This is a genomic window from Paenibacillus sp. EKM10P (assembly GCF_011800655.1).
Lineage (GTDB): Bacteria > Bacillota > Bacilli > Paenibacillales > Paenibacillaceae > Paenibacillus > Paenibacillus polymyxa.
Genome location: NZ_JAALET010000023.1, coordinates 33,122 through 45,716, shown reverse-complemented (window position 1 = coordinate 45,716; position 12,595 = coordinate 33,122). Strand labels below are relative to the sequence as shown.

At 47.3% G+C, this 12,595-nt stretch carries 7 protein-coding genes; all 7 read right to left on the bottom strand.

What is annotated here, in order from left to right; genetic code table 11:
* On the bottom strand, positions 1-4,250 hold a 4,250-nt coding region (locus HFE01_RS25915; RefSeq protein ID WP_167438788.1), incomplete at its 3' end, for a non-ribosomal peptide synthetase.
* A gap of 51 nt (positions 4,251-4,301) precedes the next feature.
* Positions 4,302-6,167 carry an ABC transporter ATP-binding protein gene (locus HFE01_RS25910; protein ID WP_107735253.1) on the bottom strand — a complete coding sequence of 622 codons (1,866 nt, stop codon included), beginning with the start codon at positions 6,165-6,167 and terminating at the stop codon, positions 4,302-4,304.
* Positions 6,142-7,971, bottom strand: coding sequence for an ABC transporter ATP-binding protein (locus tag HFE01_RS25905; RefSeq protein WP_025364769.1), 1,830 nt, complete (start codon positions 7,969-7,971; stop codon positions 6,142-6,144). The genes HFE01_RS25910 and HFE01_RS25905 overlap by 26 nt, the downstream gene beginning before the upstream one ends.
* Positions 7,972-8,182: 211 nt before the next feature.
* On the bottom strand, positions 8,183-9,007 hold the full coding sequence (locus HFE01_RS25900; RefSeq protein ID WP_019687139.1) for a thioesterase II family protein: 825 nt from the start codon (positions 9,005-9,007) through the stop codon (positions 8,183-8,185).
* 813 nt (positions 9,008-9,820) lie between these two features.
* Positions 9,821-10,798 carry a class II fructose-bisphosphatase gene (glpX, locus tag HFE01_RS25895; RefSeq protein WP_016818476.1) on the bottom strand — a complete coding sequence of 326 codons (978 nt, stop codon included), beginning with the start codon at positions 10,796-10,798 and terminating at the stop codon, positions 9,821-9,823.
* Between the two features lie 218 nt (positions 10,799-11,016).
* On the bottom strand, positions 11,017-11,820 hold the full coding sequence (locus HFE01_RS25890) for a pyruvate, water dikinase regulatory protein (protein WP_016818475.1): 804 nt from the start codon (positions 11,818-11,820) through the stop codon (positions 11,017-11,019).
* A 13-nt stretch (positions 11,821-11,833) separates the two neighbouring features.
* Entirely contained in the window at positions 11,834-12,448 is a 615-nt protein-coding gene (locus HFE01_RS25885; RefSeq protein WP_223822107.1) for a helix-turn-helix transcriptional regulator, read from the bottom strand.
* Between the last annotated feature and the right edge of the window lie 147 nt (positions 12,449-12,595).

The window sequence follows — 12,595 nt, the reverse complement described above, 5'->3', positions numbered from 1 at the left end:
ATTCCGTATCCAATCCCTTTATGCGGCAAACGGCGTAGCCCTTCCTTGACGTTCTTGACACGCTGTCCCACATTCCGGTCCTCGCCCATATCCAGGACCACTGGAAATTGGCTGGTAAACCAACCGACGGTGCGCGTAATATCCATATCCGGCAAAATGGCTTCCCGTCCATGCCCCTCCAGATTCACAAGCACCTGACCGATGCCTGCCCACTCCTGAACGGCTGTACCCAGAGCTGTGAGCAGCAGGTCGTTTGCTTCTGTACTGTAGGCCCGATGAGCTTGTTTCAAGAATTGTTCCGTTTCTTCGACCGTCCACGCTACGGTCAGTGTCCGATCATCGCGAAGCTGTGGTTTGGCCTGAGATTTTCGAGTGTAATCCTTAGGCAATGCCTGTTGAACAGCACCAGCTCGCTCCACCTGCTCCCAATACGCACGTTCCTTCTCCAAAGCGGTGCTGTTCGCATAAGCTGACAGCTGATCCGCCCAAAGGCGGAAGGAATCCGTCTTATTCGGTAAACGGACAGACTCGCCCCGTAAAGCCTGTTCATAGCCGGATGCCAGATCCTCCAGCAAAATACGCCAAGACACGCCGTCGACCACCAAATGGTGGATCGCTACCAACAAATGGTCTCCATCGGTGCAACGGAACAGACCCAGCTTCACCAGCGGTCCTTCATGTAGATGGATGCTACTTTGAATTTCGCTAGCTTTGCTCTCCAGCAAATGGGCAAAGTCAGACTCCTGGGTATAATCCACCACTTCGAGGTTATACAGCTCTCCTTCTTGCACGCCACGGTTCCATGCTTCATAACCACCCTCTGCATTTTGGCGGAATACGATGCGCAAAGCATCATGATGCTCGACAATGCGTTGCAATGTTTGATGAAGCGCCGTTTCGTCCAAACGATCCTCACGGTGCAGCATCAGAGCCTGGTTATAGTGCTCAGGATTAGATGGCTGCTGTTCAATAAACCAGTGCTGAATCGGTGTCAAGGCCACGTTTCCTCTGACTTCTCCTTGATCGGACACGCGGGTCACCCGCTGCACCCGTCCGTTCAGCTCAGCAATCGTTGGATACTGGAACAGTTCTCTCATTTCCAGCTTGTAACCATTTTGCAGCAATCTCGAAGACACCTGGATGGCCTTAATCGAGTCGCCTCCCAAATGGAAGAAGTTATCCAGTACACCAATCTGTTCGATACCCAGTACAGATTGCCATACCGATACCAATGTCCGCTCTACCTCATTACGGGCGGCTACATAATCCTCGCCGGAATCCACGCTTCCCTCCGGCTGTGGCAACGCCCGCCGATCCACCTTGCCATTCGGTGTCAACGGCAATTGCTCCATCTGTACAAAATACGACGGCACCATGTAACCTGGCAATTCCTGGCTCAAGGCGCTTCGTAGCTCACTTGCCGTAATATCCGCAAGGGTGACCACATATGCGCAAAGCTGTTTTTGTCCCTGCTCATCCTCACGTGCAATGACGACGGCTTCTTGCACCGCCTCCAGCTTCAACAGCTGCGCTTCCACCTCGCCCAATTCAATCCGGTAGCCCCGGATTTTCACTTGCGCGTCGATCCGTCCTTTGTATTCCAGCGTCCCGTCCTCATTCCAGCGAACCAAATCGCCTGTACGGTAGCAACGCTCTCCACTGCGGAACGGACTATCTATGAACTTTTCAGCTGTTAAATCAGGACGATTCCGGTAGCCACGTGTCACCCCGTCGCCGCCGACGATCAGTTCACCCCATGCCCCCACAGGCTGAAGTTGCATGGAACGGTCTACGACATACGCCGTGGAGTTGTGGATCGGACGCCCGATCGGCACTGCTTCCGATTGCACGCCAGCAATCGCATGAGTTGTAGAAAAAGTTGTATTTTCCGTCGGGCCATAGCCATTGATAATCCGTAGGGACGGATGAGCCTCCAGCACCCGGTTAATGTGCGGTACGGATAACACATCACCGCCGACCAACAGTTCTTGTACCCCCTCGAACAACTCCAGATCCTGCTGGGATAGCTGGTTAAAGAGTGGCGCAGTCAGCCACATTGTTGTAATACCATGGCTGCGGACAGCTTCCTTGAGCTTCGGCACATCCAAAATGACATCCTGGCTTACCAGTACAAGCTGTCCTCCATTCAGCAACGCACCCCAAATTTCGAAGGTGGACGCGTCAAAGACAACGGCGCCGGTTTGCAAAATGCGCGTGTCAGCACCCAGTTGCGCATAGTTTGTATTTTTCACCAAGCGCACAACATTGCGGTGTTCTACCATAACCCCTTTAGGCTGTCCGGTCGTACCCGAAGTGTACATAAGATAGGCAAGTCGATTACCAAATGGATGTGCTCCAGTAGTACTGTCTACGACAGACGAAGAAGATTCCTTTAAAAGGTCATTTTTCAGATTTGAATAATAGGTAAAATCTGCATGACTAGCTTCGTTTTGTTCCCCATGTATGTTATTTGCATCTTGATTATTCTCTGCCCCGTACACAGCGGCATCGCTCAGATCCAGCACAATTCCGGTGTAATCCTCCGGTTGCTGTTTCGCATGCTGCACCAGCAGCAACTCCGCTCCCGAATCTTCCAATAGGTAGCGCACACGTTCAGCCGGATAATCAGGGTCAATCGGCACATATGCGCCGCCCGCTTTGAGAATCGCCAGCATGCCGACGATCATATCTACGGAACGCTCAGCAACGATACCTACAGTTCGCTCAGCGGTAACACCGTGTCCGCGCAGCGTGTGAGCCAGCCGATTGGCTTTTACATTCAATTCGCCATAAGTTAAATGGGCGTTGTCAGACACAACTGCTGTCTGATTCGGTGTACGTGCCGCCTGTTCCTCAAACAGCTCATGAATGCCTGCTTCGTGTGGGTATTCCACTGCTGTGGCATTGAATACGTCAACGATTTGCGCCCGTTCTTCCTCACTGATCAGCGACAATTCCTCTATCCGCTTGTGTGGGCCCTGTACCATATGCTCCGCCACACTCAAAAATTGTTGAATAATTCGAGCAATTTCCTGCTCACTAAACAGCTCGGTACGATAATCCAGGTATAATACGAGTCTATCGTCATCCAGCATTTCAACCATATGAATATCGAAGTCATTCACTGTATCTCCGCAGAAATCGTTATCCACCTGCTGAATCGCTTCATCAAAACGGGAGAAACTCAAGGTACGGTACTGAATAGATGCCCCAAATAGACGCTGGATGTCCAGACTACTTTGCTGTTCGCGTAAATCTTGAATAATTTTGTTGTACGGGTAACGCTGATGCCGCAAAATGGACGCCTGCTCCTTCCCTACACCCTGCAAGAAGGCCAGCAGTTCGGATTCCGGTTCGACCAACAGACGAGTAGCCACGGTGCTGACGAACATGCCGATGGTATCCTTTTCTTTCTTAGACGTACGGTTGGCATAGAGAGTCCCTACGGTTAAGTCCTGCTCACCCGTCACTTTATGCAAATAAATATACAGAGCCGCCAGGAAGAACGTGAAAATACTGATTTTATGTTCCTCGCAAAAAGCCGTAACACCACGATACAATTCATGCTTCAGTATAAAACTCTCCCGGCGTGCAGCTGTGCTCAATGTCAGCGGGTTATATGATTTTAAGCCTGTGGTCTCTGGCAAATCAGCAAACTTTTCCGTCCAATACGTCTTGTCCTTTTGATAGCGATCAGATTGCTCATAGCTTTGCTCTACCTGAATAAACTCTAGATAAGGATTGCCTTTGGTCGGTGCATCCTGACCTGTACCATGCACAATATCCATATAATGTCCAGTGATTTCATTAATGGCCTGATTCATGGACACGCCGTCCGAAATAATATGATGCATTTTAAAATTGAACCAGGTTTCTTCTACCCCTAGCTGTAAAATAACAAATCGGTACAGCTGCGAATCCAACAATGAGAACGGTTGTGGATTATGGCGCCTTAACCATTCATTCGCTTCTTCCGGGGTTACTTGAAGCGTTTCAATATTTTCCGCTGTAAACGGCTCTACATATTGATATGGGATTCCATCCTGAGCAGTGATTTTGATACGGAAAGAATCGTTTTGGGCAATCACTCGGTTCATTGCTTGCTGCAATGCATCTATACGAACAGTTCCTCTGATTTTTACAGTACCGATAATGGTTGAAGTGTTCCGATGAGGATACAAAAGCTCCGTATACCAAATACGTTGCTGTGGCTGGCTTAAGGAAAACAATTGAACATCTTGCTGTGTCATCCGTCTCTCTCCTCGCAAAATAGATATTTGGTAAAAAGAAAATTCGCATATTTATGCGGTTTGTTCCTCTGGATGTTTTCGAAACTGAAGCTCATACAGCTCCGCATAATGACCACCCTCAGCAAGGAGCTGGTCATGAGTTCCCTGTTCTTTGAGCTCGCCATCGGCAAGAACACAGATCGTATCCGCCCTCTCAATCGTAGACAATCGATGGGCAATAACTAATGTCGTACGATCCTTCATCAGCTCATCTAAGCCCTGCTGAACTTCATATTCCGACTCTGCATCCAGGGCCGAGGTGGCTTCATCCAGCAGCAAAATCGGCGCATTTTTGAGCAGAGCACGGGCAATCGCGATTCGCTGTCTTTGACCCCCGGACAAATTGGCTCCGCGTTCACCGACAATCGTGTCATAACCCTCCGGAAGCTCAGCTATGAAGCCGCTGGCATAGGCTGTTTTGGCCGCAGCCTCTACTTCCTCATCCGTGGCATCCGGTGAGCCGAAGCGGATATTGTCTGCTACTGTACCGTGGAACAGTGTAGCCTCCTGTGGTACATAGGCCATTAAATCCCTAACCTCATCCAACCGAAATTCTTCTGCCAAGCGGCCGCGAACCCGCAGCACACCTTCATCCGGTGGGTAAAATCCCAGCAACAACTTCATCACGGTGCTTTTCCCACCACCACTCGGACCGACAATCGCGGTTACCTGCCCTTCTGGCACGACCAAGTTCAATCTTCGCAGCGTTGGACGGTCTGGCTGATAGCCAAAGCTGATATTGTGCAGCTCCAGCGCAGCAGCAGTCTGTTCAATAGAGAGGTCTGAATCCACAGTCTCGACACCGTCATAGGATTCCTTAGATTCACGGGCTGATGAAGCTGACACCTCCGGATCGATAAGCCCGGTTACTGATTCCTTCTGTTTCGCCGCGGGAAACTGTTCCTCTTCCTTCGACTCATTCAAGATTTCGCGGATACGTGCCAAGCCTGCCAAAGAGTTTTGTAACAGGGATACAGCTGCCCCCAGCTCCAAAAATACCGTTGAAATACCCGTTTGCAGCTGCACAATCTGTCCCAAAACTCCGAGCTCCATTTGCTTCTGCGAAACCAAGATCAATCCAGCAACAAGCACACCGCCCAGCGTAATAAATTCAATAACAAAATTACACATATCCTGCAGTCCCATATGACGTCCCTGTCGGATACTGATGCGATTTATGTCCTCGCTTGCATCGTTGCAAAGTCCACCCACTTTTGTCCTTAACCCAAATAACTTCACCGTCTGTAAACCGGAAAGCAAATCACTCAATCGTTCCGTGAACCTGCTCATCCGTCCCTGTAATTCTTCACTCGTCTGTCGCATTTTCTTCGCAAAATGAGCATTTATCCAGGCTGAAGCTAGTCCTAGTAGAACCGCCATAATCCCAAATCGCCAATCCAGCACCATCAGAATGACTAGTGAGCCTAAGAAAAGCGAAGTTTCCAGTATAATCGAGCGAATATGAACGGTGTAAGCCTGCTCCAGCGTTTGGACATCGTTTGTCATGCGGGAAACAAGATTACCCGAATGGTGTTTTTCGGCTTTTTCATACGATAGCTTGACAACATGACCGAATAGTTTCATTCGTACATCGGCAATTGCGAGCTTGACACATCGTTTATACATATAGCTGCACACTGGGGAAATAAGACTTAACGCCAAAAATGTGCCGCTGACCAAATAGACCGCTCGGTACAGCTCCTGTACATCGCCATTAACCGCAAAATTCAGCAAATAATGCACCACAATAGAAAGCAAAATTGTGATGCTGGCATTGGTCAGACTGTTGCCAACCAACCCCGTAAAATACCATTTTCGATGCGGCTTCATCAGGGACATCAATTGCTTAAATTCATAAAACCCCTGCTTGAAGGTCACGACGCTCACTCCTTTCCTCAGGCAGTGAATACCCGTTTTCCTCCGTTTGCTGTCCTTCAAAATTTTGCAAATACAGCTTTCGGTACACACCTTCACGGCCTAGTAATTCCTCATGTGTACCCGATTCCACAATGCTCCCCTGATCAAGTACGATAATGCGGTTCGCCTGACGTACAGTTGACAGTCGATGAGCTATGACCAGTACCGTCCGGTTTTGCATTGCTGCATTCATTGCAATCTGTACCTGAGCCTCCGACTGGCTATCGAGTGCTGAAGTCGGCTCGTCCAGTAGAAGCAGCGGAGCATTTTTCAGCAATGCTCTTGCTATAGAAATACGCTGCTTTTGTCCTCCAGACAATCCGCCTCCCCGTTCGCTCAACAGAGTTTCATAGCCCTCGGGTAGCTGAACAATAAAGTCATGCGCATGTGCCGCTTTCGCCGCCTCGACAATTTCTTTCCGGGTCGCCTCCAGACGTCCATATCCGATATTTTCTGCAATAGTGGCCGGAAAAAGCGACGGTTCCTGAGATACCATCGAAATATGGCTACGCAGGCTTGTTAGGTTCCAATCTGTCAAATTCTTACCAAACAATTGAACGGTTCCGGCATGCTCTCCAGGTTCATTAAATCCGCAAAGCAGCTTGAAGATTGTGCTTTTACCGCCACCGCTGGCCCCAACAATCGCTACCGTTTCTCCTTGTCCTACCTGGAAGCTAATCTCCTTCAGCACCGTGTTCCCTTCGTTGTAGCCAAAGGTTAAATGCTCAAAGCTGACTACAGGAATGTCGTCCTTGCTTTCTGCATCGTCTTCCTCGAGATCTTGGCTTATTGAAGTGATTTTCCCGTCTTGCCGCTCATCTGGCCAATCCAGCACCTCAAACAAATGCTTCGCTGCTCCCCCCGCTTCCTTCATTTGCGAAATAATCGTCGGCAGCATGGCAACAGGCTGCAATATGAACGAAATAAGATATAAAAAAAGGACAATGCCACCAGCATTCAACTCACCTTGTTGAATCAAATATCCACCGTACACAATGACCAAAATAATCGGTGTTGCCAGCATCATCACACCTACTGGAGTTATGAACGCATAGCGTTTTTCTAGCCGCAATCCGCGCTTGATGACCTCCTCCGTAATCACCATATACTTCTTCAACAGCACAGCCTGCATATTAAATGCCTTGACGATAGGAATGCCTCCGATCGCATCCTGTCCCACCGCGTTCAAATGAGCAATTTTCTCCTGAAGCTCCTTGGAGTATTTCTCAATTGGCTTGCTCATCAGTGAGGTTATGATCATTCCTACAGGCATAAGCGCAAGACTTGCCAAAACCAGTTTCCAGCTTGTCAGTAAAAGCAACGTTAAGGATGCCGTAAACACAAGTGGCAAATAAAACAGATTAGCAAACTGCTGGATAAAAAAGTTCTGCAACAGCGCCGTATTGTTTGTTAGACGGGATACCAAATCTCCGGTGAACTTGCTCTCCACGCTGGAAACAGGTAAATCATAAAACTTATGTACGAGATCGCCTCTCAAGTCGCGCAGGGCACTAACACTAAATCGTGCCGAAGCGTACCTCATCACAAACTTACAAGGCATTCCAATTACCGTCATACCAACAACTAGATAGATCATGTTCTGGGTGGAGGAGAATGTTCCCTGTGCCATTTGCTCTATGGCCTTACCCAAAATAATGTCAATAGCTGCCAAACACAAGGAGGAAATCACGGCTATAAAAACCCAAAGATTATAAGGCTTTATATAGCGTGTGAGTCTCCGAAAAGCAGAATTTGATCGAAACAAAGGCATCCCTCTTTTTCATTGCCACACTTTAGCAGTGCGAACTTTTTAGATTGGCGATGGACGTCATTGAAGTAAACTCTGTGTCTGAAATGATGAGGGCCTGTACAGAAAAATTGAATTTAATCTACGCTGGAAAATGCATCATGGTGGGTGGTTTTATCGGTTATTGCTGAGATGGTGATAACGAAGTGTATCGTGATGTGTGGGACATTCAACTCTGCCTGAATCGTGGTTGTGGAGTGCTTGTGTTGTAAGTTGTATGAGCTGCCGCAGCGTGGGCCATCGGCGAGGATGCGGAGAGAATGTCCTCGACTGCGCTCATAACCTCTTGCTCTTGTTCATGGATGAAAAAGTGATTGCCTTCGAACATCCGGACATCCATAGGTGACATCGTATGCTGCTGCCAGGCACGAAGTGAATCTGTGCTAACCTCAAAATCCCTCGTTCCCCCTAAAACCGTCATTGGGCATGCCAGTGGATCTCCCGGCTGATAAACATAAGTTTCACATACCTTAAAATCTGCACGCAGACGAGGCATAATAATTTGCATCAATTCTGCATTTTGCAGCACCTCTTCGGGGGTGCCCTGCATCAAACGAAGCTCTTCGGTGAAAGAATCGTCTGCTAAATTATGGAGCCGTTTCTTGGAGTATGGAAGTTGAGGAGCGGATTTACCAGATACGATGATATGCACAGGTAGTTTTCCAGCTTTGCTGTACAACTGCCGCGCTGTTTCAAATGCGATCAGTGCCCCCATACTGTGCCCAAAAAAGGCAAATGGCTTATGTATGTATGGAGCCATAGCGGGAACCAACGATTGGACGATGTCTTGAAGGGTTTCCATTGGAGCTTCAGTGGAGCGGCTCTCACGTCCTGGGAGTTGTATTGGCAACACAGTAATATCAGGCGCGAGCCTGGACTTCCAAGAGTTAAATATGTAAGCACCACCACCGGCGTAGGGAAAGCAGAATAGTTGGAGCTTCGCAGTCGGTTGGGCCTCTGTTTTAGCGAACCAAGATTGTGATCGAGTCGTCATATGAATTCCTCCATCCTCTATGCAGTTCATAATTTTACAGTAAATCCTTATATCTCTTTTTTTCTTCCAACACTTTCTAGCTTTTTTAAATATACAAACTTTAAAACGGCTTGACACGGGACAAAAGGGCTAAATTACTAGACTTCATAAAAATAAAACAAAATCCATATTATGCTATTTGTTTCCAAACTACAAAAACAACAATTTGACTTTTTCGCTCATTATCTGCCCATCATGATCTGTAAATCTAGCCTAAAACATAATTTCACATTTTCACGAACATTGTAAAACTAAAATCATTATGATTTACAATTACGCCCAAACCCCTTATCCTATAACAATTTTATCTTTACATGCCATTAACATAAATGTAACAAATTCAACCTGATATCATCCGACAAATTCCGCCTTTTTCCGCGCCCACCTTCAACCTCCTATATAATGGAACTAATTTAAAAAAAGCACACACAAACCAAAATTAATAACTCTTTAAATTTTTAATAAACCGGGTTTTTAAGTAGTTCTAAAGAACTATATTATGCATAATTTTTTTTGACTCTTCGTCTAAAAAAATTAGTTCGAATTGATTTTTTCGCTTCCAAAGCTATGTTTTTTTCTTTTCAAGCCTAATAGAAACTTTTCAATTTTACTTCATAAGTACCTGTTTTTTAGAAATTTATATCCTTGATTTTACTCTTTCATCCCCCAAAAACAGTAACAGCAAACAGCAAGTCTCCCTTTAGTCAGAGACTTGCTGTTTTATAAGTTTATTATGATTGAATTCACCAGCGAGGGAAGTCTTGACTTCAAATTTCAAGAGGATGCCGCTGCCGCGAGCGTACCGGAAGAATCAGCAGTATGATGAATACTTCGCACGAAACGAATCGTTTTTGTATCTGAATGCATTACAACTGAATGGGTTTCAGCTCTGTGACCAGGCAGAGAACGAACCCCCTGCAACCACTCACCAGGCGTCACGCCTGTAGCGACAAACATCACGCCTTGGCGTCCGACCATGTCCTCCATCGACAGCAACGCCCCTGGATCAGTAATACCCATGCGTTTGCAACGTGCAATCTCTTCTTCTCCATGAGGCAGCAAGCGGCCCTGTATTTCTCCGCCCATGCATTTCAGCGCGGCCGCGGCCAATACACCCTCAGGAGCGCCGCCAGAGCCGATATGCAAATCTACACCGCTGTCCAGGCAGGTTTCAATTGCACCCATCACATCCCCATGACCAAGCAGCTTGATCCGAACGCCGCTTTCCCGCAGAAGCTGAATGATCCCGGCATGCCGTGCACGATCCAGAATGGACACCGTAAGATCGGACAAGGATTTCCCCAGTATGCGCGCTGCTTTTGACAATGTAGTCGGGATCGTGTCCTCTAGTGACAGCTTTCCAGCCAATGCCGGACCAACAGCTAATTTTTGCATGTACATATCCGGAGCGTGTAGTAGACTACCACGAGGTGCAGCAGCAATGACCGACAGTGCGTTATTCAAACCGTTCGCCACCGTTTCCGTCCCTTCGAGAGGATCAACAGCAATGTCCATGGCTGGCCCTCTGCGATTGCCTACTCTCTCCCCGATATACAGCATGGGAGCCTCATCCATTTCGCCTTCGCCAATCACGACCGTGCCGTCCATGGATACCGCATTAAAATGAGTACGAATGGCTACTGTTGCCGCCTCGTCCGCGCTATTCTTATCTCCACGCCCTGTCCATTGTGCCGATTGCAGTGCCGCTGCCTCTGTTACCCGAACGAATTCCAATGCCATTTGACTCTCCATACCTATCCCTCCACCTCTCCTAAAAATGATATTACCTACAGGCAAATAAATATTTTCAGGGCAGCTTTGCTGCCATTTTATTTATATCTTTATATAATCTCCTATATCCTACGGCCGATCCTTATCTTTAGAGCAGCTTTGCTGCCTTTTATATTTACACTCCTGTATCCCGTAATTATATTTTCTTTATAAGCGCTGCTTCTAAGTTGTTTCGCTTTCTATAACATTCTGATAATCAAGCCTGCTGTCTCTTCAATGGCTTTATCTGTAACATCAATGACCGGACAATTCAGCTCTTTAAACAAAGACTGCGCATACGCGATTTCCTCTTCCACCCTTGTCGCTGTGGCGTATTGCACATTATTAGGAAGCCCCATAACCTTTAGTCGTTCACTGCGTATTTTCAACAGCAACTCCGGCTGGATCGTCAATCCGAATACTCGGCCATGCTGAACATCCTTCAACTGAACAGGCGGTGTAAGCTCCGGTACAACCGGAATGTTGACTGTTTTATAACCTTTATGTGCGAGAAACATGGATAAAGGAGTTTTGGAAATACGTGACACTCCAAGCAATACTATATCTGCTTTGAGAATGGCGCTCACATCTTTGCCATCATCGTATTGAACTGCAAAATCCAGTGCCTCTACACGCCGAAAATAGTTGTCGTCCAGTCGGTGCAGTAGACCAGGCTTCTCTTTGGGATCGTTATGAAACGTATCGGCAAACGCCTGCATCATCGGTCCCATAATATCGACAGCCCGCACATTCAGCCGGACAGCCTCTTCTTTCATCGCCTCTCTCAATTCCGGCTGTACCAACGTATAAGCTACAAAGCCTTTACGCTCGGCAACTTCCTCCATTACCCGACTCAGCTCGTCTTCATCCCTCACGTTCATAAATCTTTTGATCTCTGTGTCTGGTAACTCAAATTGGCGCATGGTCGCCTGTACGACAGCTTCTGCCGTCTCACCAATCGAGTCTGAACAGATCGCTATAAAATGACTGCTCGCCTGAACCATTCGATTCCTCCCATTAATCCTCTGCTACCATATCGAGCAACATTTTAATAATATTTGTTTTTGTAATACGTCCCACGACTTTCCAGTGCTCTCCTGGTTTGTCAGAATCCGAAGGGACGACGACAGGCAGGCTGTCGATTTGACGAGCAATAATTTTGCGTGCTGCCTCTAGTACGGTATCCTCTGGGGAAACAGTGACCACATTCGCCTGCCGGGTCATCACAAGACTGACAGGAATGGTTGCTGCATTGGGATTGCCTAACGTTACCTTGAGTAAATCCTTGCGGGAAGCCACCCCTGCCAAATCTCCGTCTTCATCGGTGACGATCAAATTGCTCACATTTTCCAAAAATAGAGCTACGACAGCTTCCTGAATTGTGGTTGTTTCACGTACGATGACTGGAACCCCGTGAAGATCACCGACTTTCATTTGCAAAAGCCGGAATTTTTCCTCCCGGTTCGGCGTGCCCCGCTTTCCAACAAAATAACCGACCTTGGGCTTAGCATCTATGTAATTCAGAATGCCCAATTTGGATAGGTCGGTCCGAATGGTCGCCTTACTGAGATTAAGCATTTCCGCAATCTGGTCACCCGTTATCGGGGCATGCTTTTGTACGATGTTTAAAATTTCTACTTGTCTTGCCGTAAGGTCGATGATGAACGCCCCTCCTTTTTTTGCTTGCGATCTGATATTGAATATAATACGTCATATATAATAATAAATCAACCTAAAAAAACATATAAAACATCACATATATAAAATTAAAGTGGTTAT